This window comes from Rubrivivax sp. A210, from assembly GCF_904426505.1.
Classification (GTDB): domain Bacteria; phylum Pseudomonadota; class Gammaproteobacteria; order Burkholderiales; family Burkholderiaceae_C; genus Rubrivivax.
Genome location: NZ_CAJGBN010000045.1, coordinates 222,424 through 243,625 on the forward strand (window position 1 = coordinate 222,424; position 21,202 = coordinate 243,625).

The window sequence follows — 21,202 nt, forward strand, 5'->3', positions numbered from 1 at the left end:
CATGGCCGCGGCCCGTGGTTCAGGTGCCGCGCACATAGGGGTTGGCGCGGCGTTCGCGGCCGAAGCTGCTTTCGGGGCCGTGGCCGGGGATGAAGACGGTGTCGTCGCCCATGGGCCAGAGGCGGCCGGTGATGCTGGCGATCAGCGTGTCGTGGTCGCCGCCGGGAAAATCGGTGCGGCCTATGCTGCCGGCAAACAGCACGTCGCCGACGAAGGCGCGCCCCGCCTCGGCGCTGTGGAAGACCACATGGCCCGGCGTGTGGCCCGGGCAGTGGCGCACGGCCAGCCGGCATTGGCCCACCATCACCTCGTCGCCATCGTCCAGCCAGCGCGAGGGCACTATCGGCTCGGCCGCCGGAAAGCCGAACATCGCCGACTGCTGGGCCAGGCCGTCAATCCAGAACTGGTCGCCAGTGTGCGGCCCGACGATGGGCAGGCCCAGCTCGCGCGCCAGCTGACCGGCGCCGCCGGCGTGATCGATGTGGGCATGGGTGAGCAGGATCTGCTCCAGCACCACGCCGCGCCGCTTCGCTGCGGCTGTCAGGCGCGGCAGTTCGCCGCCGGGGTCCACCAGCGCGCCCTTCATGGTCTGGTCGCACCAGACCAGGCTGCAGTTCTGCTGGAAGGGGGTGACGGGGAGGGTTTCGTATTTCAGCATCGGCGCAGCCGTGAGTTCGCGACCCCGTTGATTCTGGGCGCCTTTTCCCCGCTGGCGGGGCTCTCGGTGCCGCCACCCACCCGCATCACTGACCGGGGCGTCCGATGGCCGTCATTTCGGGGGACAGGTGCTGCCACTGCACATCGAAGCCGGCGCGGGGCGCACTGGTGCCGCCCGGGGTCGCGGCGGCGGCAAGGGCCAGCGCATGGCGGATGCCCGCGAGCACGCTGTCGATCACCGGCACCCCGAGCATGGGCTGGATGCGGGCGGCCAGGCCTGCCAGGCCTGCGCCACCCAGGATCACGCTGCGCACGCCGTCCTGCGAGGCCGCTTCGCGGCAGGCCGCCGCCAGCAGCGCGAGCGCGCCGTCGGGGTCGGCGGCCAGTTGGGCGCCGCTTGGTGCCACTGCGTGGATCCCGGCCAGGGCCCCGCCATGGCCCAGGGCCTGTGCCAGCCGCTGCAGCATAGGCCGCCAGCGCAGGCCCCCGGTGACGACGGCAAAGCGACCCAGGGCGCTGGCCTCGGCGAAGGCCGCTTCGGCAAGCCCTGTGACCGGAGCCGGGCTGGCCTCGCGCAGGGCCCACAGGCCGGGGTCGCCGAAGCAGCCGATCAACACGGCCAGCGGGGCCGTGGCGGCCTGGGCCCGTGCCGCTGCCCAGGCGTCCAGCACGGCGTGGCCGGCCACGGCATAGCTGGCCTCGCAGGCGATATAGGGCGCGCCGAAGCGCGCGGTCACGGCCTGCACCTGCACCTGGGTGCCGGCGGCCGACTGCGCGTGGTGCTGCAGCAGCCCGGTCACGGCCGGCGAGGTATTGGGATTGATGAGCAACAGGGTTGCCATGGCGGCCTTCGGTTCGCGGGGCCAGCAAATTCTGCCGCTACCGGGCCGCGGTGCCGGACTGCCGCCGTTGCAGCAGCCTGGCCAGCGCCACGGTGAGGCCCATCACCAGGAACGACACCACCATGGTCACGGTGCCCAGCGCGTAGATCGACGGCGTGGTCACGGTGGTGGTCAGGCCCTGCAGTTCCAGCGGCAGGGTATTGACGTCGCCAATGGCCTGCGAGGTGCGTGCAATCTCGTCCCAGCTGAGGGTGAAGCCGAACATGCCGATGCCGACCACCGAGGGCGCGATCAGCGGCAGCACCACGTGCCGGAAGCTCTGCCACGGGGTGGCGCCCAGGTCGCGCGCGGCCTCTTCGTAGGCCGGGTTGAAGCGGTTGAAGATGGCAAACATGATCAGCAGGCCGAAGGGCAGCGTCCAGGTGAGATGGGCGCCCAGCGCCGAGGTGTAGAGGCCGAGCGAGGAGCCGAAGTCGTCCAGCGTGGCCTGCAGGCCGAGCAGCTCCAGCGTCTTCTTGATCGCGGTGTCGAGCAGCCGGAACTCCAGGCCGATGCCCAGCGACACGATGATCGACGGCATGATCAGGCTGGCCACGACGACGTAGAACAGCACGTTGCCGCCGGCCAGCTTCTTGCGGAATGCCAGGCCCGCCAGTACCGACAGCACCACGGTGCAAAGCATCACCACCAGGCCCAGGCCCAGTGACCGGCGCAGCGCGGCGCCGATGTCCACCACGCCCAGGCCCTCAGCAAGCTTGTGGAACCAGTGCAGCGACAAGCCCTGGATAGGGAACGTGAGCCCGCCACCCGGCCCCTGGAAGCTGAGCACCACGATCACCAGCATCGGCCCATACATGAACAGCACGAAGAGGGCGAAGAACAGGGCCAGCGGCCAGAAGCCGGGGGCGCGCGGCTCGCGTTGCCGGCCCATCACAGTTCCTTGCGGATGTCGACCAGGCGCGTGAGCCCCCAGATGATCATCAGCACCAGGGCCAGCAGGATGACGGCATTGGCCGCGGCCAAAGGGAACTGCAGGTAGGAAGCCTGCACCTGGATGATCTTGCCTACCGAAGCGATCTGCTGCCCGCCCATCACGCCGATGGTGACGAAGTCGCCCATCACGATGGTGATGACGAAGATCGAGCCGATGATGATGCCGGTGCGCGACAGCGGCACGATCACGTGCCACAGGGTCTGCCAGGCGCTGGCGCCGATGTCGCTGGCGGCCTCGATCAGGCTGCGGTCGATGCGCATCATGCTGTTGAAGATGGGCACGATCATGAACATCGTGTACAGATGCACGAAGGCCAGCACGACCGAGAAGTCGGAGAAAAGCAGCCACTCCACGGGCTGTTCGACCAGGCCGATGCCGACCAGGCTCTGGTTGACGAGGCCGTTGCGCCCGAGCAGGGGCACCCAGGAGATCATGCGGATCACGTTGCTGGTCCAGAACGGAATCGTGCACAGCACGAACAGGGCGGTCTGCATGCCGCTCGAGCGTACGTGGAAGGCCAGGAAGTAGGAGACGGCAAAGCCCACCCCCAGCGTGATGAGCCATACCAGCAGGCAGAACTTGAAGGTCGAGAGGTAGGTCTTGAGCGTCACGCACAGCCCGCCGTCATCGGCCAGCCTGCCGCATCCTTCGAAGATGGCCGCGTACTGCTTGAACGTGAAGGCGGGCTGCAGCTCGTATTCGTTGAAGTCCCAGAAGCTGACCATGAGGATCAGCCCCAGCGGCACCAGGAAGAACAGCGCGAACACCGCCGACAACGGCGTGGCTTGCAGCCAGGCTGGAGCGGCGGTGCGGTGCATGGATCAGGAACCCGTGGCGTTCGGCGAACCAACCATCAGGCGGCCACGAACTCGTTCCATTTCTGCACCATGTAGTTGTTCTCGTCCATCACCGCGTTCCAGCAGGCGATGCCGCCCATGCGCTGCTCGTAGCTGCCGCCGTCGCGCTTGCTGCCGGCCTTGGCCAGCAGGTCGCCGTTGGGGCTCTTGATGTCCTTCTCGGCCGCCTTGCCTTCCATCCAGTAGGCCCACTCGTAGGCCTCCATCTTGGCCTTGGCGGTTTCCAGCACAGCGCTGTAATAGCCCTGGCGGTTGAGGTAGGCACCGGCCCAGCCATCGAGGAACCAGTTGATGAACTCGTAGGCGCCGTCGAGCTTCTTGCCGCTCAGCGTGGCGGGCAGCCCGAAGCCGGCGGCCCAGGCGCGATAGCCCTCCTTGAGCGGCTGGAACGTGCAGGCGATGCCCTTGGTGCGCACCGCGGTGACGGCCGGGCTCCACATCGACTGGATCACCACCTCGCCCGAGGCCATCAGGTTGACCGACTCGTTGAAGTCCTTCCACAGGCTGCGGAACTGCCCCGCCTTCTTGGCCTCGATCAGGGTCTTGATGGTGAGGTCGATCTCCTTCTTCGTCATGTTGCCCTTGTCGGGGTACTTGTACAGCCCCATCGCCTCGACCACCATGGCCGCGTCCATGATGCCGATCGACGGGATGTTCAGGATCGCTGCCTTGCCCTTGAACTCGGGGTTGAGCAGTTCCTTCCAGCTCTCGATGGGGCGCTTGATCAGGTCGGGCCGGATGCCCAGCGTGTCGGCGTTGTAGACCGTGGGGATCAGGCTCATGAACTGGGTCGGGCTCTTGGCGAAGACCTTGCTCTTCTCGCCCTCAAGGTAGATCACCTTCTTCGGCGCCGTGCCCTGGTCGCCCACGGCCTTGCCCGCCACCTGGCCGGTGGTGAACAGGCTGGTGATCTTGTCGGCGTTCTTGATGCGCTTGGTGTCGATGCCCTTCAGGTTGCCGGTGGGCACGATCTTCTTGAGCGAAAAGTATTCCGTGTCGATCAGGTCGAAGCTGTTGGGCGCGGTGACGGCGCGCTTGGTCACGTCGTCGGTGGTCACTGCCACGTACTGGATCTCGATGCCGGTGTCGGCCTTGAACTTCTCGCCGATGGCCTTGTCCTGGTTCACCGCGGTGCCCAGGTAGCGCAGCACGATCTTGTCGGCCGCATGAACGGCCGGGAACATGCCGGTGGCCAGGATGCCCGCCGTGCCCTTGAGCAACGTGCGGCGTGCAATGGCGGACTGGACATCGAGGGTCTTGGCTTGGTCGTCTGACATGGTTCTCGCTCCTGTGGAGGGGTAGGGGTGGGGCTCGTTCATGCCGGCGCGGCCGGTCTTGACGGAAGGCGGGTCCGCATCGGCGCGTCAGTGGGGCAGGGGATGGGCGGCATCGTCCGCCCACGACAGGCACACCTCCTGGCCCACCGCGACGGGGCGGGCGCCGAATTGCGCTTCGGACAGCATCACCGACAGCGCCGCCGTGGCATCCGCGGCCAGGGCGGCACCGGGCATCTGCAGGCCGATCAACACATAGGTGCCCTGGTACTCGACGTCGCTGACCACCGCGGGCTGGCGGTTGGCGCCCGCCGGCACGGCGTCGGCGTCATGGATCTGCATCTGGTCGGTGCGCACGCCGATGCGGCCGCGCGGCGTGTCGAGCACGTTGTGGCCGCCCATGAAGCGCGCCACGAATTCGCTCGCCGGCCGGTTGTAGACCTCGTGCGGCGAGCCCACCTGCTCGATGACGCCGTGGTTCATCACCACCATCGTGTCGGCCAGGGCCATCGCCTCTTCCTGCGAGTGGGTGACGTGGACGAAGGTCAGGCCCAGTTCCTTCTGCCACCGGCGCAGTTCGGCGCGCATCTGGATGCGCAGGAAAGGGTCCAGTGCCGACAGCGGCTCGTCGAGCAGCAGCACCTGCGGTTGCGTGATGAGGGCGCGCGCCAGCGCCACGCGCTGCTGTTGCCCGCCCGACAACTCGCCCGGCTTGCGCTGGGCGAGGTGGCCCATCGCCACCCGTTGCAGCAGGTCTTGAGCCCTGGCATGGCGCTCGGCCTTGGCGGCGCCCTTCATCTTCAGGCTGAAGGCCACGTTGTCGAGCGCGCTCAGGTGCGGGAACAGCGCGAAGCTCTGGAACATCATGGCCGTGCCGCGCGCGGCCGCGGGCAGGCGGGTGATGTTGCGGTTGGCCAGCAGGATGTCGCCGCTGGTGACCGATTCGTGCCCGGCCACCATGCGCAGGGTGGTGCTCTTGCCGCAGCCCGAAGGGCCGAGCAGGCAGCAGTAACTGCCGCTGGCGATGCGCAGGTTGATGTTGTCGACCGCTGGCTTGGCTTCGGCAAAGCGCTTGGTCAGGCCGACCACCTCGATGGCGGCGCCCTTGTCCGTGGCTGGGCTTGACATGGGCTGTGCCTTTGCAAGCCCCGGGCCCGGGCCCGGACACGATCCGGACGCCGTTTTCGTGCGCCTGGCGCACCAGAATCGGTCCCCGTGCCCGGACCTTGCCGATGGGCTGGTCTGACTTGGTGCGCCGGCCGCTGGGAGTGCCCCGGGTCAGCCCGGGGCCTTGAGCGCGCCGCGCCGCAGCTGGTCGCGCTCCAGCGATTCGAACAGCGCCTTGAAATTGCCCTCGCCAAAGCCCTCGTCGGCCTTGCGCTGGATGAACTCGAAGAACACCGGGCCCAGCAGGGTCTCGGAGAAGATCTGCAGCAGCAGGCGCTTGTCGCCGCCCTGGGTGGAGCCGTCGAGCAGGATGCCGCGTGCCTGCAGCGCCGCCACAGGCTCGCCGTGGCCGGGCAGGCGGTCTTCCAGCATCGCGTAGTAGATGTCGTTGGGCGCCGTCATCAGCGGCACGCCGGCCATCTGCAGGCTGTCGACGGCGGCCAGCAGGTCGTCGCAGAGCAGGGCGACGTGCTGGATGCCCTCGCCGTTGAACTTCATCAGGAATTCCTCGATCTGGCCGCTGCCCTTGCCCGATTCTTCGTTGAGCGGGATGCGGATGCGGCCGTCGGGGGCGGTCATGGCGCGCGAGGTGAGGCCGGTGTAGGCGCCCTGGATGTCGAAGTAGCGGATCTCGCGGAAGTTGAAGAGCTTCTCGTAGAAGCCGCCCCAGAAGGCCATGCGACCCCGGTAGACGTTGTGCGTGAGGTGGTCGATGACGCTGAAGCCATGGCCGCGCGGGCGGCGGTCCACGCCTTCGACGAAGGCGAAGTCGATGTCGTAGATGGACTGGCCGTCCTCGAAGCGGTCGATCAGGTACAGCGGCGCCCCGCCTATGCCCTTGATGGCCGGCAGGCGCAGCTCCATCGGCCCGGTGGGCATTTCCAGCGGCTGGGCACCGAGTTCCAGCGCGCGGTAGTAGGCGTGGTGCGAGTCCTTCACGCGAAAGGCCAGACCGCAGGCGCAAGGGCCGTGTTCGGCGGCAAAGTAGCCGGCCGGGCTGCGCGGCTCGCGGTTGACGATGAAGTTGATGCCGCCCTGGCGGTAGAGCAGCACGTCCTTGGAGCGGTGGCGGGCCACCAGCGTGAAGCCCAGTTTCTCGAACAGCGGCTCAAGCACGCCGGGCGTGGGCGAGGCGAACTCGACGAATTCGAAGCCCATCAGGCCCATCGGGTTGTCGAAGAGATCGGCCATGTGCTTTGCTCCTTGGCTCTGTGCGGCGGGCGTTGGCTGTGGTTTGTGCGCTGCAGCACACGTTTTGCGACAAGCGCCACCCGGTTGTGGGTGGCGACACCTAGGGTTTGTACCTATAGTCCAGCCAAACTCACTTGGAAGGGACTGATCATGTCCAGCCTCATGGGCCTCATCAAGGCTCTCATACCCCATATCGAATCGCAGCAGGAGCGTGACGAAGCCTTCCTGGCCGGGGCGGTGGACCGCTGCGACCTCGAGCGCCGCATGCGCGAAGTGGACGGCCACGGCCGCGATCATGCCCGGGCGCTGGCCCTGGGCATCGGGCGACACTGACCATGGGTTCGAACCTGCCCCCGCCTTCGTCCGCGCCGGTTTCCCTCGTGCGCGGCCTGGACTTCATGCCCTGCCCGCAGGTCGGCAACGGCCGCCCCACCTGCCCGCTGACCTGGCCCTTCGACAGCGCCCGCGCCCTCTATGCCCAGGGCGTGTACGCCGGCGTTATCCGCCGGTCGATGGTGGCCAGCGGCGCCTTCGACCGCGGTGTCGCCGCCCTGGAAGGCCTGGCCCTGGGGCCGTGGGCGCGGCGGGTCTAGGAGGTCGCCCTTTCCTCGCGCAGGTCGCGATAGAGATCGAGATAGCGGCGGGCCGCCTCGGCCCAGGAGAAATCCTGCGCCATGGCGCGCCGCATCAGCGCCTGCCACAGCACCGGCTCGCGCCAGGCGGTGATGGCGCGTTGCAGCGCGCCGGCCAGGGCCTCGGGCGTGGCGGCGTCAAAGACGAAGCCGGTGGCGCGGCCCTCGGCCACGGCCTGCGGGCTGGCGTCGACCACGGTGTCGGCCAGCCCACCCACGCGCCGCACCAAGGGCAGGGTGCCGTAGCGCAGGCCGTAGAGCTGGGTCAGGCCGCAGGGCTCGAAGCGCGATGGCACGAGCACCGCATCGGCGCCGGCGATGAGCCAGTGCGCCAGCGTCTCGTCGTAACCGATGCGCGTGGCCACGCGGCCGGGGTGCTCGCGCGCCGCGGCGGCGCAGGCGGCCTCGAGCGCGGCGTCGCCGCTGCCCTGCAGCACGAACTGCGCGCCCTGGGCCAGCGCGGCCGGCAGGGCGGCCAGCACCAGGTCGACGCCCTTTTGCGGCGTGAGCCGGCTCACCAGGCCGAATAGCGGCGCCTGGGCATCGGCCTCCAGCCCCAATTCCGCTTGCAGTGCGCGCTTGCACAGCGCCTTGCCGGCGCCGTCGGCGGCGCTGTAGGGCGCGGCCAGCAGGGCATCGTGGCCCGGGCTCCACACGGCAGGATCGACGCCGTTGAGGATGCCCGAGACCACGGCCGCACGCTGCTGGATGAGGCCCTGCATGCCGCAGCCGAACTCGGGCGTGGCGATCTCGCGCGCATAGGTCGGGCTCACGGTGGTGATGCGGTCAGCGAACACCAGGCCCGCCTTCAGGCAGGAGAAGCGGCCGTGGAACTCCAGCGCGTCGGGCTGCAGGTAGCGCTCCGGCAGGCCGAGGGTGGCGAACTCGTCGTTGCCGAACAGGCCCTGGTAGGCCAGGTTGTGGATGGTGAAGACGGTGCTCGCGCTGCGGCCCGGGTGGGCCGCCATGTAGGCGCAGGCCAGGCCGGCGTGCCAGTCGTGGGCGTGTACGACGTCGGCCTGCCAGCGTGGGTCGAATTCGCCCGCCGCCAGGTGCGCCGCCACCCAGGACAGCAGGCCGAAGCGCTGCAGGTTGTCGGGCCAGGGTGCGCCGCGGGCGTTCTCGTAGGGGCCGCCGTCGCGGCGGTAGAGCCAGGGCGCGTCGATCATCACCACCGAGACACCGTCCTGGCCCAGGCTGCCCAGCAGCAGGCGCACCTCGCCGGCGCCGAAGGCGGGGCCGAAGCTGGCCAGCGTGCGCTGCTGCTCCAGCGCCGCGGCGATGGCCGGAAAGCCCGGCAGCAGCAGGCGCACCTCGGCGCCCGCCTCGCGCAGCGCCTGCGGCAGCGCGCCGGTCACGTCGGCCAGGCCGCCGGTCTTGATCCAGGGGTAGATTTCGGCGGCAAGGTGCAACACCTTCATGGCGGTCCCCGCCTTCGCATCAGGCCTGCAGCCGCGCCAGCATGGCCGCGGTGACCAGGGTGATGCCGCTGTCGGTGCGGAAGAAGCGCGCCGCGTCGGCCGCCGGGTCTTCGCCCACCACCAGGCCGTCGGGCAGGCGGCAGCCGCGGTCGACCACCACCCGCGTCAGGCGCACGCCGTGGCCCACCGTCACCTCGGGCAGCAGCACCGACCAGGCGATGTGCGAGCCCGAATGCACGCGCACCTGCGAGAACAGCACCGAGCGCAGCACCGAGCCCGAGATGATGCTGCCGCCGGAGACCAGCGATTCAATGGCCTGGCCGCGCCGATCTTCGCTGTTGTGGACGAACTTGGCCGGCGCCAGCTGGGGCTGGTGGGTCCAGATCGGCCAGCGCGTGTCGTAGAGGTCGAGCAGCGGCTCGGTGGCCGTGAGGTCGATGTTGGCGTCCCAGTAGGAATCGATGGTGCCGACATCGCGCCAGTAGGGCGGCTGGCCGATGTGGCCGCCCACGCAGGACAGCGCGAAGGGATGGGCCGCGGCCTGCCCCAGGCGCACGGCACGCGGGATGATGTCCTTGCCGAAATCGTGGCTGGACTGCGGGTCGGCCATGTCGCGCGCCAGCTCGGCATAGAGGTATTGCGCGTCGAAGATGTAGATGCCCATGCTGGCCAGCGAGCGGCCCGGCTTGCCGGGCAGGGTGGGCGGCTCGGGCGGCTTCTCGACGAAATCGGTGATGTTCCAGGCCGCGTCGACCGCCATCACGCCGAAGCCCTTGGCTTCCTCGCGCGAGACCTCCAGGCAGGCCACGGTGCAGGGCCGGCCCTTGGCCACATGGTCGGCCAGCATGATGGCGTAGTTCATCTTGTAGATGTGGTCTCCGCCCAGCACCACCACGTACTCGGCGCCGTAGCTGTCGAGGATGTCCTGGTTCTGGCTCACGGCATCGGCGGTGCCGCGGTACCAGGTCTCCTCGTCGAGGCGCTGCTGGGCCGGCAGCAGGTCGACGAATTCGTTCATCTCGCTTTTGAGGAAGGCCCAGCCGCGCTGCAGGTGGCGCAGCAGGCTGTGGCTCTTGTATTGCGTGATGACGCCGATGCGGCGTATGCCCGAGTTGAGGCAGTTGGAAAGCGCGAAATCGATGATGCGGAACTTGCCGCCGAAGTAGACGGCCGGCTTGGCACGCGTGTCGGTGAGGTGGTGCAGGCGGCTGCCGCGGCCACCGGCCAGCACCAGGGCGATGGCGTGCTTGGGCAGGTCCAGCCGGCGGGCCAGTTCGCTGTTGTCGGACACGGGGCTTCTCCTCGCTGCCGCCGCTGCGGTGGGCGACATTCAGCCATGACGGTAGCAGCGAAGTTACGGCTTTTTACCGGCTGCCGGCGAAATCCTTGATCCGCGTCGAGTGCCGGCGTCGGCGCGGCTGCCGCGGGCCTGCCGCGGCGCGCGGCAGGCCGCACAATCCTTGCCGAACATGGACAAGATGAGCCCGGAGGCCCTGGCCGCTCGCATCGTCGAATGGCACAACCGACATCCGCTGGCGCGCCGCATTGCCGCGGCGGATCTGCTGTCCATGGGCTATGTGGCCCTGCCTTTCCGCGGCGGTGAGGTGGCGCCAGCCGCTGCTGCTGCGGCCCCGCCGGCCGCACCGCCTGCGGCCGCGCAACCTGCCGCCGAGCCGCCGGCCGGCGCCAGCTTGCGCGAGAAGGCGTTGGCACGCGCCCAGCAGCCGGCTGCCGCACCGCCGGCTGCATCAGCCGCGGCGGCCCCATCGGCCAAGGTCGCGGCCAAGTCCAAGCCCGCCGCCGAGGCTGCGCTGACGCCCGCCTTCACCGAAGACATCCTGCCGCCGCTGCGCCCGCGGCGCGTCGCGGCCTGGGTCGCCCGTCATGGCCAGGAACTGGATGCCGCGCCACGCGACGCGCCGGTGCGCCGGGTTGACGCCGACGGCGGTGGACTTGCCCGCCTGTTCTACGTGCTGACGGCGCAGATCGAGGCCGACGGCCGCAGTCGCCGCGTCTTCGTGGGCGCTGGCGACAAGCCCGCGGTGCTGGGCCGGCGCCTGTGGAGCCGCCCTCGCCTGGTCGGTGCCGCCGTGCCGCTGCTGCTGGCAGTGCTGGGGCTTGCCGGCTGGGGGCTGTTTGGCCGCGCGGCGGCGCCGGATGGGCTTGCGGCGGCGTCAGCGCCGGCCAGTGCGGCCGTGGCTGCACCCGCCGCACAGCCCGGGCCGGCGGCACCGCCCGCCTTTGACGCCCAGGGTCGGCCGGTGGATGTCGAGCCGCAACTGGGTCAGGTGGCGCTGCCGGCGCTCCGGAGGCCGCAGTCCGAACTGCACCTGGCCGCGCCGCCCGCCCCCGTGGCGCCGGTGCTGGCGCCGGCATCGGCCGCCGTCCCGGTGCGCGCGCCAGAGCCGGCATCGGCGCCTGCCGCAAGGCCGCCCGCTGCCGCCGCGCATTCCGCCCCGGCGGCCGCGGCGCCAGCCCCACCAGAGGCGCCGCAGGCCGCGCACCCGGCGTCCCACGAGGCGCCTGGGCACGAGCCGGGGCCCGGCACCAAGGCGCCGGTGGCCGTGGCACCCGCCCCGCCTGCCGCAACGCTTGCCGCCGCGCCGGTGCGGCCCCCGTCGGCCGCCGGCTTGCCGCCGCGCGGCAGCTTCGCGGTCTCGACCCGATTGCTGCGCACGCGGGCCGAGTCGGAGCAGGTGATGGAGGCCATGCAGTCGCTGCTCGACGGCATGGGCGCCAAGGGTGCGCGCGTCGATGTCGTTCCGCACGGCGCCGATTGGCGCGTCATCGGCTGGCCCTTTGCCCGCCGCGAAGACGCCGACCGGGCCCGCGCGCTGCTGGCCTCGCGCGGCATGCGCGTCGAGGTGCTGGATTTCTAGAGCCTGCGGCTCAGCGCGCGGCAGCGACGCGGATCAGCAGTTCCTGCTCGCCGAAGCGGCCCTTGTCGTCGGCCACGCGCACGATGAGGCGGTGGGTGCCGTCGGGCACGCGTGCCTCGCTGACCACCACGCCGGTCTCGCGGATGGTGGCGTGCTTGTTGACGCGGTCGGTGAGGTCGATCTTCAGCACGCCGTAGAGCAGGCGGAAGCTCGACGGCACGATGCGCGCATCGGGCGGCGGCTTGAAGGCGACCTCGATGCGCAGCGGCGAAGACAGCGGATTGCCCGCGCCTTGCGGTGCGATGACCTGGATGGTGGGCGCCAGCACTGGCGCGCTGGCGGCGCCCGGCGGCATGGCGCGCGAGCGTGCCGGCTTGGGTGCGGTGGCCTCGCGCAGGGCCTCGTCGGCCGTGACGAGGTCAAAGGTGGCGGCTGCCCCCGACGCCGCGTGGGGCAGCATGGGCGTACAGGCGAACAGGATGGCGGCGCGGCAGGTCTGGCGGCGGGTGAGGGCGGGGCTCATGGTGGCTTGATTATGGCCACGCAAGCTGGCCTCAGCCGACCTCAACTGGCCTCGAAGAGATCGGGCCGTCGCCCCTTGAAGGGAGCGTAGAACCGCTTGATGATCGCCATGTCGGCCTCGATGTCGCCGCTGGGCACGAGCATGGGGCCGAGGCCCGCGATCTTGCGTTCGTAGTCCAGGTAGGCCATCACCACCGGCACCTTGGCTTCAAGGGCGATGTAGTAGAAGCCGGTCTTCCAGTGCCGCGTGCGGCCCCGCGTGCCCTCGGGCGGCACCACCAGTTGCAGCGCGCCGCTGGCGCCGGCCAGCACCGCGGCCGAGGCGGCAACCAGGTTGTTGCTCTTGCTGCGGTCCACCGCGATGCCGCCCAGCCAGCGCATCAACGCGCCCCAGGGCCAGCCGAAGATGCTGGCCTTGCCCATCCAGTAGATGTTGAGGTTGAGGCAGAAGGCCGACATCAGCGTGTAGGGCAGGTCCCAGTTGCTGGTGTGGGGCGCGGCGATGAGCACGCTGCGTGCCGCGGCGGCTGGCAGCTCGCCCTCGATGCGCCAGCCGTTCAGGCGCATGAAGGCGCGCGAGCCGGCGCGCAGCAGGGTGTTGACCAGCGGGGTGTCGAAGATCGTGCGGTGCATGCGCCGGCTTGGGGCTTGGGGTCGCCGATTGTCGGCGGGGCGGCAGCCGCTACGATGCGGTGGAATCCACAGGTTCAGCCCCAAGGAGGCCCGCATGTCGTCCGGCAAGATCCTCGTCGCCCAGGGTGGCGGCCCCACCGCGGTCATCAACCAGAGCCTGGCCGGCGTCGTGCTGGAGGCGCGCCGCCACCAGGGCATACGCCGCGTCTATGGCGCGCGCCACGGCGTGCGCGGCATCGTCAACGAAGACTTCGTCGACCTCACCCAGGAAACCAGCCACAACCTCGAGCTGGTGGCCAACACGCCGGCGGCGGCGCTGGGCAGCACGCGCGACAAGCCCGACCTGGCCTATTGCCGCGAGATGTTCAAGGTGCTCAAGGCGCACCAGATCGAGCACTTCTTCAACATCGGCGGCAACGACAGCAGCGACACCATCCGCATCGTCGCCGAGGAGGCCGCCAAGGCCGGCTATCCGCTGCGCTGCATCCACATTCCCAAGACCATCGACAACGACCTCGTCCTCAACGACCACACGCCGGGCTTCCCCAGCGCGGCGCGTTTCGTGGCCCAGGCCTTTGCCGGCGCCAATCTCGACAACGCGGCCCTGCCCGGCGTCTACGTGGGCGTGGTGATGGGCCGCCATGCCGGCTTCCTGACCGCCGCCAGCGCGCTGGGCAAGAAATTTCCCGACGACGGCCCGCACCTGATCTACGTGCCCGAGCGCGTCTTCGATGTCGACAGGTTCCTGGCCGACGTGAAGGCCATGTACGACAGGCACGGCCGCTGCGTCATCGCCGTCAGCGAGGGCATCCACGATGCCGCCGGCCAGCCCATCCTGGCCCGCCTGGCCAAGGATCTGGAACGCGATGCCCACGGCAATGTGCAGCTCTCGGGCTCGGGCGCGTTGGCCGACCTGCTGTGCGAGGAGGTCAAGGCCAAGCTCAAGATCAAGCGCGTGCGCGGCGACACCTTCGGCTACCTGCAGCGCAGCTTCGTCGGCTGCGTCAGCGATGTCGACCAGCGCGAGGCGCGCGAGGTCGGCGAGAAGGCGGTGCAGTACGCGATGTGGGGCGAGCGCAGCGGCTCGGTGGCCATCAAGCGCACCGGCTTCTACTCGGTCGACTACGAGCTGCTGCCTCTGGAGGCGGTGGCCGGCAAGACGCGCACGATGGAAGACGCCTTCATCACCGCCAGCGGCACCGACGTGACCGACGCCTTCCGCCTCTACCTGCGCCCCTTGTTGGGCTCGGGCATGCCCGATGCCTTCCGCCTGCGGCCCAATCTGGTGCCCAAGGTCTTGAACCAGGGCTGATCGGGCCGCCGCCGCGCCCGCGCTACAGCAGGCGGGTGGCGATGCGGAAGTCGGGGTCTTCGGGGAAGGGGCCGATGCGGAAGTCGAGGCTGTGCATCAGCTTGAGCATGGGCCCGTTGTTGGTGAGGATCAGGCCCATGATCTCCGACAGGCCCTTGCTGCGCGCCACTTCCATGATGGACTGCATCAGGCGCGAGCCTATGCCCTGGCCCTTCAGCTCGTCGGCCACCACCAGCGAGAACTCGCAGCTCGCGCCGTCGGGGTTGGTGACGATGCGGCTGACGCCGATGATGCGTTCATGGCCGGCGTCGGCGTCCTCGCCGGCGGCGGGCGGGTCGCGCACGATGGCCACCAGGGCCATCTCGCGGTCGTAGTCGATCAGCGTGAAGCGCGCCAGCAGCCGCTCGGGCAGCTCGGGCATCACGCTGGCAAAGCGGAAGTAGCGGCTCTCGGCCGAGAGGCCGCGCACCAGGGCCTGCAGCATCTCGGCGTCGTCGGGGTGGATGGGGCGCACGGTGTAGACGCCGCCGCCGGCCTGCGGTCCCAGCGGGTACTCGCGCTCCAGGCCCGAGGGGTAGGGCAGGATGGCGAGGTGGTTGTAGCTGCCCGGCGCCTGGCTGGTCTTGTCGACGACGATGCGCGCGTCCACCGCCACCGCGCCATTGGCGTCGACGATGACCGGGTTGATGTCCATTTCGCGCAACTGGGGCAGGGCGCACACCATCTCGCTCACGCGCAGCAGCAGCTGCTCGAGCGCCTGCATGTCGGCGGCCGGGCCGCCGCGCCATTCGCCCAGCATCTCGGCCGCGCGTGAGCGCTCGATGAGCTGGCGCGCCAGGAACTGGTTCAGCGGCGGCAGCTCCATCGCGCGGTCGGCGATGAGCTCGATCATGGTGCCGCCGGCGCCGAAGGTGATCACCGGGCCGAAGGCCTCGTCGGTGGTGAGGCCGACGTAGACCTCGCGCCCGCGCTGGCCCTCGGGGCCGCGGCCGGCCATGGGCTGCACGGTGATGCCGTTGATGCGCGCCGTGGGCTGGGCGCGCGCCACCGCCTGCAGCATTTCGTTGTAGCGGTCGCGCACCTGGGTCGCGTTGTGGACGTCGAGGATCACGCCCTGCACGTCGCTCTTGTGCGCGATGTCGGGCGAGTCGATCTTCAGCGCCACCGGATAGCCCAGCTGGCTGGCGATCAGCATCGCCTCGTTGGCGCTGCGCGCCAGCATGGTGCGCGTGACCGGGATATGGAAGGCCGCCAGCAGCGCCTTGCTCTCCATCTCGGTGAGCACGCGCCGGCGCTCGGCCAGCACGCTCTCGATGAGCAGGCGGGCGCCCTCGGTGTCGGGCTCGGCCAGGCCGGTCAGCGGCGGCGGCGTCTGTTGCAGCAGGCGTTGGTTGCGGTAGAAGCTGGCGATGTTGTGGAAGGCATCGACCGCCGCCTCGGGGGTACGGAAGACCGGCATCTGCCGCCCCACCAGCACCTCGCGGGCACTGCGCACGGTGGCCTCGCCCATCCAGCAGCCGATCACAGGCTTGGCATTGGGCACGAAGGCCTCGGCGGCGGCGCGCGCCACCGCCTCGGCGTCGCCGCCGGCCTTGGGGGCGTGGATCAGCAGCACGCCGTCGGTGGCGCGGTCGGCCACGGCCGCCTGCATCGCCTGCACATAGGCGGGGCCGTCGGCGTCCTCGCCCAGGTCGGTGACGCCGGCAACCTTGATCGCCAGCGTGTCGGCCCAGTCGGCCGCCAGCACCGCCGGCCCGCCGCCATTGGTGACGATGGCCAGCCGGTCGCCCACCGGGCGAAAGCGCGAGGCCAGGCATTGCGCGGCCGAGAAGAGCTGGGTGAACTGGCGCACCCGCACCACACCGGCGCGGCGCAGCGCGGCGTCGAAGACGTCGTCGGCGCCGACGATGGAGGCCGAGTGCGTGAGCGCCACCTTGGAGCCGGTGGCCTGGCGGCCCGACTTCATCACCACCACCGGCTTGGCGTGGGCGGCGGCGCGCAGCGTGCTCATGAAGCGGCGCGCGTGGCGTATGCCCTCCATGTAGACCAGGATGCTCTGGGTGGAGGCGTCGGCGGCCAGGTAGTCCAGCACCTGGGGCAGTTCGACGGCGGTGTTGGGGCCCAGCGAGACCACGGTGGAAAAGCCCACGCCGTGCTGGCGCGCCCAGTCCAGCATGGCCGCTGTGAGCGCGCCCGACTGCGACACCAGGGCCAGCGGCCCCGGCGCGGCCAGCGGGCCCAGGGCGCTGGCATTGAGCTTGAACGCCGGGCGCTGCAGGCCCAGGCTGTTGGGCCCCAGCAGGTTGACGCCGTGGCGGCGCGCCGTCTCGTGCAGTTCCTGGCAGCGTGCCGCCGGCATGCCGGTGGTCAGCACCAGGGCGGCGCGGCAGCGGATGCGGCCGACGATCTCCAGCGCCGCGGCGCTGTCGTCGGGCGAGAGCGCGATCAGCGCCAGGTCGGCGCGCGAATTCGCCAGATCCGACAGCGTGCCGGTCATCGCGATGTCGAGCCAGGTCACGCTGCCGGCGAAGCCGCTCGCGGCCAGGGCCTGGCGCAGCGTGCGCGCCTCGCGGGTGGGGGCCTCGGCCTCGGGGTCGCCGGCAAAGACGACGAGCGAGCGCGGATTGAACAGCGGGTGCAGGTAGTGGCGGTCCACGGCGGAGGGCAGAAGAGGGCGGGCGGGATAGCCTGGGGCGAGCATAGGGGCTTCCAAGTGACCTGGGCATGACGTGCAACAAGCATGCCTAGGGAAATCCCGGATAAATCCGCGCGGGCGCGGGCCGTGGCAGCATCCACCCCCATGCCGCCGCCGCGCCCCACCCCCGACATCCTGAGCGACCAGCTGCTGCGGGCCATTGCCCAGCGCGGTGGCGTGCGCTCCTACCCGGCCCAGGCGGTGCTGGTGACCGAGGAAGACCGCTCCGACGCACTGTTCATCGTGCTGAGCGGGCGCGTCAAGGCCTATGGTTCGGGGGACGATGGCCGCGAGGTCGTCTACGGCACCATGGGCGCGGGCGAGTACTTCGGCGAGATGACGCTGGACGGTGGCCCGCGCTCGGCCTCGGTGATGACGCTCGAAGCCACCACCTGCGCCGTGGTGCCGGGCGCCGAGGTACGCGAATTCCTGGCCCGCCACCCCGATTTCGCGCTGCACCTGATCCAAAAGCTGATCCGCCTGGCGCGCGCCAGCACCGAGCACGTCAAGAGCCTGGCGCTCGAAGACGTCTATGGCCGCATCGCGCGGTTGCTGCGCACGCTGGCGCGGCCGGGCGAAGACGGCGTGGCCGTGCTGCCCGACCGCCTGACGCAGCAGGACATCGCCGAGCGCGTGGGATCGTCGCGCGAGATGGTCAGCCGCGTCTTCAAGACGCTGGCCGAGGGCGGCTACATCGAGCAGCGTGGCGGCCGCATCGCGTTGCTGCGTGCGCTGCCGCCGCGCTGGTAGGTGGCGGCCTGCCGGTGCCTTGGTGATTACACTGCGCCCCACTCAATACAGGTGCCGTATGAAATCCCTGATCGCGCTCTGCGCCCTGGTGCTCGCCACGTCGGCTTCCGCCGCCGATCCCAAGACCCGCTTGCTGGATTTTTCCCAACAGGCCCTCATCGGCCACGAGGCCGCGACGGCGCTGATGGCCGAGCAGATCCCGGCCAAGGTCTGGAAGCTCTATCCGGCCAGCAAATGGGCCTTCGTGAGCCAGGTCGAGGGCGGCCTCACCGCCGCCGGCATCTGTGCCGTCACGGCGCGCGTGATGCTGCTGCCGCTGACGCCCACGCTCAAGGTGGTGACGCTGCGGCCGGCCAAGACCGCCACCGCCTTCGATGCCCAGCCCGGCGCCACGATGGAGGCCTGCAAGGCGCTTGCGCGCGACAAGCTCAAGGAAGCCACTGGCGCCGTGGTCTCGGCCCTGGTCAAGGTCTGAACGGCAGCCGGCCCTAGAAGAAGGGGAAATCCAGTTCGTCGGCGCGCTGTTCGGCGCGCACCTGCTTGAGGTAGCGCCGCGCATTGGGGGGCTCGCCACGCAGGCAGCGGCGTTCATGCTCGAGCTGAAGTTCGGCCAGCGCCAGCATGCGCAGTTCGTCCTGCAGCAGCGGGCGCAGGCGCTCGGGGTCGAGCCGCCGGTCCGGCATCAGGCCGTAGGCGGCGCAGAAGGCGTGCTCGCGCCCCTCGATCTCGGCTTCCAGCTCGCGCAGCTGCTCGGCCAGCACCTTGTTGAAGTGGCGCAACTGCTCGGCCGCGACGCCGGCGGCATGGGCCATGTCGACCTGCTCGATCTGCAATTGCAGTGACAGCAGTGACAGCAGGTCGCCGGCGGCATAGGCGGCATTGGCGCGCGCCATCAGGTCGTGGCGCTCGCCCCGCTGCGCCTCGGTGGCGTCGACGGCGGCACGGTCGGGGTGGAGGGCCGCGGCGAGCTTGCGGTAGACCTCGCGCACGGTCTGGGAAATGCGCGCCGCGTCCTCCTCGGCGCGTCGGGAGGCGGCTGACTTGGCCGCCGTCCTGCTGCCCTTGCGAGGCCGTGCCGCCTGGGCCGCTGCCTGCTCGTCTTGCTGGCGTTCGGCCATCTGGGCCCGGGCGCGCTCCATCAATTCGTCCACCGAGGCCGGCGCCTCGTCGCCGAGGTCGAAGCCGCCCATCTCCTCGAGCGCCTGCTTCATCGCTTCCAACTGCTGCTGACCCTCGGTGTCGAAATCGACCTCGGCGCAGCGGTTGTAGAGCGCCTTGATCTCCTCATCGGGCGCTTCGGCGGCATCGAGCAGCGCGCCGCAGAGATCGCAAATCATCGCCGTCAGCGTCTGCCGTTCGGTCCTGGACCAGCGCCGCTGCAGCAGCAACTGCTCCAGCTCCAGCGCCCAGGCGCGCCGCGCAGCGCCCAGGCGCGCAAGTTCCGGCTGCACGCGCTGGGCGTGCATTTGCGCGTACACGGGCGCCTGCGCCTGCCAGGCCTGCAAGCGAGCGCGCGCCTTGTCCATCTTGGCCAGCAGCGTGGTGAAGCGCTTCTGCTCGGGCGTGGGCTGGCGCGACGTGGCGACGGCGATCTCTAGGCTTTGTCTCTTGTGCATGGCGGGGGGCGGGGGGCCCGGGCGGGACACAGGCGGGAGGGCGGCGTGGGATCATCCACGGGAGTGCAGACCACCGAGACCATCCCGGCATGAACACGACATCCCAGTTTGGCAGCCATTCTCGTCGCATCGGCCCCTTTGACCTGCCGGCCATAGGCCTGGGCTGCATGAACCTCAGTCACGCCTACGGCCACCCGCCGTCGGCCGCCCAGGCCGAGCGCCTGCTGCTGCAGGCGGTGGACGAGGGTGTGCGGCTTTTCGACACCGCCGCGCTCTACGGCTTTGGTGCCAATGAAACGCTGCTGGGTCGCGTGCTCAAGCCCCACCGCCAGCGCATCGTGCTGTGCAGCAAAGGCGGCCTCGCCGGCGAGACCTTTCCCGACGGCAGCATCCGGCGCGTCATCGACGGCCGCCCCGAGACCCTGCGCCGGCATTGCGAGGAAAGCCTGAGGCGGCTGCAGACCGAGACGCTCGACGTCTACTACCTGCACCGCTGGTGCAAGCGCGTGCCCATCGAGGACAGCGTGGGCGAGATGTCGCGCCTGGTCGAGCGCGGCCTCGTGCGCGCCATCGGCTTGAGCGAGGTTTCGGCCGCCACGCTGAAGAAAGCGCACGCGGTTTGCCCCATCGCCGCCGTGCAGAGCGAGTACTCGCCCTGGTCGCGCAATGTCGAGATCGGCGTGCGGGCCGCCTGCGCCGAGATCGGCGCCGCGCTGGTTGCCTTCTGCCCGCTGGCGCGCGGCTTCCTGACCAGTGCGCCGCCCGACCCGGCGGCGCTGGTGGCGGGTGACATCCGCCTCAACGTGCCGCGCTTCGAGCCGGTCCACCATGCCGTCAACCGCGGCCTGCTGTCCGGTTGGGCGGCGCTGGCCGCCGAGGCCGGCTGCACGCCGGCGCAGTTGGCCCTGGCCTGGGTGCTGTCGCGCGGTGAGCATGTGCTGCCCATCCCCGGTACGACCAGCGCGGCGCATCTGCGCGAGAACCTTGATGCCGAGCGTGTGCGGTTACCCGGGGCCCTGCTGACGCGCATCGATGTGCTGATCAACAAAGGCACGGTGAGCGGCGAGCGTTACAACCCGGCCACGCTGGCCGAAGTCGATACCGAGCAGTTTGACCAATAACCGTTCACGGGCTGCGACTACCATGCCCGGCTCTTCATGACCGCCTCCGCTCCTTCCGACGACGCCAGCCTGGTGGCCCGCTGCCGCCAGGGTGACGCCGCCGCATGGCAGACCCTGGTGAAGCGCTACCAGCGCCTGGTCTACGCCATCGTGTCGCGCGTCGGGCTCGACGAGCACATGGCGGCCGATGTCTTCCAGACCGTGTTCTCGCGCCTCATCGAGCACATGCCGCGCCTGTCCCAGCCCGAGCGGCTGCAGGCCTGGATCGTCACCACCGCCAAGCGCGAGGCCTTGCGTGCGCGCGAACTGGCCCGGCGCACGGTGTCCATGACGCGCCACGATGACGACGGCGGCACCGACGGCGACGCCATCGAGGACACCCTGGCCGACGAAACCCCGCTGGCCGAGCAGATGCTGTCCGACCTGCAGCAACTTGACCGCCTGCGCAACGGGCTCGACCTCCTGGACGAGCGCTGCCGTGAACTGCTGATGCTCGTCTTCCGTGATGAGGACGAGCGGCTTCCTTACGATGAAGTGGCGAAGATATTGGGTATACCCCAGGGCAGCATCGGGCCGACCCGCGGACGCTGCCTGGACAAACTCCGCAAACTGGTCGGCTCGGAATGATTGAAAGTCCGT

21 protein-coding genes are annotated in these 21,202 nt (G+C 70.0%); 8 read left to right on the forward strand and 13 right to left on the reverse strand.

The features are described from left to right. Nucleotides 1–19 precede the first annotated feature (19 nt). The 7 genes from JMV16_RS19255 to hppD form a co-directional block, all read right to left on the reverse strand. Nucleotides 20–658 (reverse strand): MBL fold metallo-hydrolase, encoded by a 639-nt coding sequence (locus JMV16_RS19255; RefSeq protein WP_201495912.1) that lies wholly within the window; start codon nucleotides 656–658, stop codon nucleotides 20–22. An 85-nt stretch (nucleotides 659–743) separates the two neighbouring features. Further along, nucleotides 744–1,499: an aspartate/glutamate racemase family protein gene (locus JMV16_RS19260; protein ID WP_201495913.1), complete on the reverse strand. Its 756-nt coding sequence runs from the start codon at nucleotides 1,497–1,499 to the stop codon at nucleotides 744–746. A 37-nt stretch (nucleotides 1,500–1,536) separates the two neighbouring features. Next, complete coding sequence (locus JMV16_RS19265; protein ID WP_201495914.1) at nucleotides 1,537–2,430, reverse strand: ABC transporter permease; 894 nt, start codon at nucleotides 2,428–2,430, stop codon at nucleotides 1,537–1,539. Beyond that, nucleotides 2,430–3,311, reverse strand: a complete 882-nt coding sequence (locus JMV16_RS19270) for an ABC transporter permease (RefSeq protein ID WP_201495915.1) — start codon at nucleotides 3,309–3,311, stop codon at nucleotides 2,430–2,432. The genes JMV16_RS19265 and JMV16_RS19270 overlap by 1 nt, the downstream gene beginning before the upstream one ends. 35 nt (nucleotides 3,312–3,346) lie before the next feature. Then, on the reverse strand, nucleotides 3,347–4,627 hold the full coding sequence (locus tag JMV16_RS19275) for a PotD/PotF family extracellular solute-binding protein (RefSeq protein ID WP_201495916.1): 1,281 nt from the start codon (nucleotides 4,625–4,627) through the stop codon (nucleotides 3,347–3,349). Nucleotides 4,628–4,714: 87 nt separating this feature from the next. Continuing rightward, on the reverse strand, nucleotides 4,715–5,752 hold the full coding sequence (locus tag JMV16_RS19280; RefSeq protein WP_201495917.1) for an ABC transporter ATP-binding protein: 1,038 nt from the start codon (nucleotides 5,750–5,752) through the stop codon (nucleotides 4,715–4,717). A gap of 150 nt (nucleotides 5,753–5,902) precedes the next feature. Next, a complete protein-coding gene (hppD, locus tag JMV16_RS19285) occupies nucleotides 5,903–6,982 on the reverse strand; it encodes a 4-hydroxyphenylpyruvate dioxygenase (RefSeq protein ID WP_201495918.1) in 1,080 nt (359 codons plus the stop codon). A 150-nt stretch (nucleotides 6,983–7,132) separates the two neighbouring features. On the opposite strand from hppD, the gene JMV16_RS19290 reads away from it, so the two are divergent. Then, the gene (locus JMV16_RS19290) at nucleotides 7,133–7,315 is read left to right on the forward strand and encodes a DUF3563 family protein (RefSeq protein ID WP_201495919.1); all 183 of its coding nucleotides are present in this window, start codon (nucleotides 7,133–7,135) and stop codon (nucleotides 7,313–7,315) included. Between the two features lie 2 nt (nucleotides 7,316–7,317). Further along, nucleotides 7,318–7,575: a hypothetical protein gene (locus tag JMV16_RS19295; protein ID WP_201495920.1), complete on the forward strand. Its 258-nt coding sequence runs from the start codon at nucleotides 7,318–7,320 to the stop codon at nucleotides 7,573–7,575. Here JMV16_RS19295 and glgA read toward each other — a convergent pair. Further along, complete coding sequence (gene glgA, locus JMV16_RS19300) at nucleotides 7,572–9,035, reverse strand: glycogen synthase GlgA (RefSeq protein ID WP_201495921.1); 1,464 nt, start codon at nucleotides 9,033–9,035, stop codon at nucleotides 7,572–7,574. The two genes, JMV16_RS19295 and glgA, sit on opposite strands and share 4 nt — an antisense overlap. A gap of 19 nt (nucleotides 9,036–9,054) precedes the next feature. Then, complete coding sequence (gene glgC / locus JMV16_RS19305) at nucleotides 9,055–10,365, reverse strand: glucose-1-phosphate adenylyltransferase (protein ID WP_201495922.1); 1,311 nt, start codon at nucleotides 10,363–10,365, stop codon at nucleotides 9,055–9,057. 139 nt (nucleotides 10,366–10,504) lie between these two features. On the opposite strand from glgC, the gene JMV16_RS19310 reads away from it, so the two are divergent. Next, nucleotides 10,505–11,914, forward strand: a complete 1,410-nt coding sequence (locus tag JMV16_RS19310; RefSeq protein WP_201495923.1) for a hypothetical protein — start codon at nucleotides 10,505–10,507, stop codon at nucleotides 11,912–11,914. 10 nt (nucleotides 11,915–11,924) lie between these two features. Here the strand turns inward: JMV16_RS19310 and JMV16_RS19315 are convergent, their stop codons facing one another. Continuing rightward, nucleotides 11,925–12,437 carry a hypothetical protein gene (locus JMV16_RS19315; protein WP_201495924.1) on the reverse strand — a complete coding sequence of 171 codons (513 nt, stop codon included), beginning with the start codon at nucleotides 12,435–12,437 and terminating at the stop codon, nucleotides 11,925–11,927. Between the two features lie 41 nt (nucleotides 12,438–12,478). Further along, nucleotides 12,479–13,069 (reverse strand): 1-acyl-sn-glycerol-3-phosphate acyltransferase, encoded by a 591-nt coding sequence (locus tag JMV16_RS19320; protein ID WP_201495925.1) that lies wholly within the window; start codon nucleotides 13,067–13,069, stop codon nucleotides 12,479–12,481. A 94-nt stretch (nucleotides 13,070–13,163) separates the two neighbouring features. On the opposite strand from JMV16_RS19320, the gene JMV16_RS19325 reads away from it, so the two are divergent. Next, complete coding sequence (locus JMV16_RS19325) at nucleotides 13,164–14,381, forward strand: 6-phosphofructokinase (RefSeq protein ID WP_201495926.1); 1,218 nt, start codon at nucleotides 13,164–13,166, stop codon at nucleotides 14,379–14,381. A gap of 22 nt (nucleotides 14,382–14,403) precedes the next feature. Here the strand turns inward: JMV16_RS19325 and JMV16_RS19330 are convergent, their stop codons facing one another. Continuing rightward, the gene (locus JMV16_RS19330) at nucleotides 14,404–17,037 is read right to left on the reverse strand and encodes a bifunctional acetate--CoA ligase family protein/GNAT family N-acetyltransferase (protein ID WP_201495927.1); all 2,634 of its coding nucleotides are present in this window, start codon (nucleotides 17,035–17,037) and stop codon (nucleotides 14,404–14,406) included. 144 nt (nucleotides 17,038–17,181) lie between these two features. Here JMV16_RS19330 and JMV16_RS19335 point away from each other — a divergent pair, with 144 nt between their 5' ends. After that, entirely contained in the window at nucleotides 17,182–17,826 is a 645-nt protein-coding gene (locus JMV16_RS19335; protein WP_201495928.1) for a Crp/Fnr family transcriptional regulator, read from the forward strand. Between the two features lie 58 nt (nucleotides 17,827–17,884). Continuing rightward, nucleotides 17,885–18,301, forward strand: a complete 417-nt coding sequence (locus JMV16_RS19340; RefSeq protein WP_201495929.1) for a hypothetical protein — start codon at nucleotides 17,885–17,887, stop codon at nucleotides 18,299–18,301. 13 nt (nucleotides 18,302–18,314) lie between these two features. Here JMV16_RS19340 and JMV16_RS19345 read toward each other — a convergent pair whose 3' ends face one another. After that, a complete protein-coding gene (locus JMV16_RS19345; RefSeq protein WP_201495930.1) occupies nucleotides 18,315–19,442 on the reverse strand; it encodes a hypothetical protein in 1,128 nt (375 codons plus the stop codon). Nucleotides 19,443–19,531: 89 nt separating this feature from the next. Here JMV16_RS19345 and JMV16_RS19350 point away from each other — a divergent pair, with 89 nt between their 5' ends. Continuing rightward, nucleotides 19,532–20,563 carry an aldo/keto reductase gene (locus JMV16_RS19350; RefSeq protein WP_201495931.1) on the forward strand — a complete coding sequence of 344 codons (1,032 nt, stop codon included), beginning with the start codon at nucleotides 19,532–19,534 and terminating at the stop codon, nucleotides 20,561–20,563. 36 nt (nucleotides 20,564–20,599) lie between these two features. After that, nucleotides 20,600–21,190 carry an RNA polymerase sigma factor gene (locus tag JMV16_RS19355; RefSeq protein WP_201495932.1) on the forward strand — a complete coding sequence of 197 codons (591 nt, stop codon included), beginning with the start codon at nucleotides 20,600–20,602 and terminating at the stop codon, nucleotides 21,188–21,190. The last annotated feature ends 12 nt before the right edge of the window (nucleotides 21,191–21,202 follow it).

Excerpts from the sequence above, each read along its gene's own strand:
- JMV16_RS19340 (WP_201495929.1), top strand. The coding sequence starts at position 17,885 with ATGAAATCCCTGATCGCGCTCTGCGCCCTGGTGCTCGCCACGTCGGCT.
- JMV16_RS19335 (WP_201495928.1), top strand. The coding sequence starts at position 17,182 with ATGCCGCCGCCGCGCCCCACCCCCGACATCCTGAGCGACCAGCTGCTG.
- JMV16_RS19255 (WP_201495912.1), bottom strand. The coding sequence starts at position 658 with ATGCTGAAATACGAAACCCTCCCCGTCACCCCCTTCCAGCAGAACTGC.
- JMV16_RS19275 (WP_201495916.1), bottom strand. The coding sequence starts at position 4,627 with ATGTCAGACGACCAAGCCAAGACCCTCGATGTCCAGTCCGCCATTGCA.
- JMV16_RS19345 (WP_201495930.1), bottom strand. The coding sequence starts at position 19,442 with ATGCACAAGAGACAAAGCCTAGAGATCGCCGTCGCCACGTCGCGCCAG.
- JMV16_RS19280 (WP_201495917.1), bottom strand. The coding sequence starts at position 5,752 with ATGTCAAGCCCAGCCACGGACAAGGGCGCCGCCATCGAGGTGGTCGGC.
- JMV16_RS19325 (WP_201495926.1), top strand. The coding sequence starts at position 13,164 with ATGTCGTCCGGCAAGATCCTCGTCGCCCAGGGTGGCGGCCCCACCGCG.
- glgA (WP_201495921.1), bottom strand. The coding sequence starts at position 9,035 with ATGAAGGTGTTGCACCTTGCCGCCGAAATCTACCCCTGGATCAAGACC.
- JMV16_RS19295 (WP_201495920.1), top strand. The coding sequence starts at position 7,318 with ATGGGTTCGAACCTGCCCCCGCCTTCGTCCGCGCCGGTTTCCCTCGTG.
- JMV16_RS19355 (WP_201495932.1), top strand. The coding sequence starts at position 20,600 with ATGACCGCCTCCGCTCCTTCCGACGACGCCAGCCTGGTGGCCCGCTGC.
- JMV16_RS19315 (WP_201495924.1), bottom strand. The coding sequence starts at position 12,437 with ATGAGCCCCGCCCTCACCCGCCGCCAGACCTGCCGCGCCGCCATCCTG.
- JMV16_RS19270 (WP_201495915.1), bottom strand. The coding sequence starts at position 3,311 with ATGCACCGCACCGCCGCTCCAGCCTGGCTGCAAGCCACGCCGTTGTCG.
- JMV16_RS19320 (WP_201495925.1), bottom strand. The coding sequence starts at position 13,069 with ATGCACCGCACGATCTTCGACACCCCGCTGGTCAACACCCTGCTGCGC.
- hppD (WP_201495918.1), bottom strand. The coding sequence starts at position 6,982 with ATGGCCGATCTCTTCGACAACCCGATGGGCCTGATGGGCTTCGAATTC.
- JMV16_RS19260 (WP_201495913.1), bottom strand. The coding sequence starts at position 1,499 with ATGGCAACCCTGTTGCTCATCAATCCCAATACCTCGCCGGCCGTGACC.
- JMV16_RS19350 (WP_201495931.1), top strand. The coding sequence starts at position 19,532 with ATGAACACGACATCCCAGTTTGGCAGCCATTCTCGTCGCATCGGCCCC.
- JMV16_RS19310 (WP_201495923.1), top strand. The coding sequence starts at position 10,505 with ATGGACAAGATGAGCCCGGAGGCCCTGGCCGCTCGCATCGTCGAATGG.
- glgC (WP_201495922.1), bottom strand. The coding sequence starts at position 10,365 with ATGTCGCCCACCGCAGCGGCGGCAGCGAGGAGAAGCCCCGTGTCCGAC.
- JMV16_RS19290 (WP_201495919.1), top strand. The coding sequence starts at position 7,133 with ATGTCCAGCCTCATGGGCCTCATCAAGGCTCTCATACCCCATATCGAA.
- JMV16_RS19265 (WP_201495914.1), bottom strand. The coding sequence starts at position 2,430 with ATGGGCCGGCAACGCGAGCCGCGCGCCCCCGGCTTCTGGCCGCTGGCC.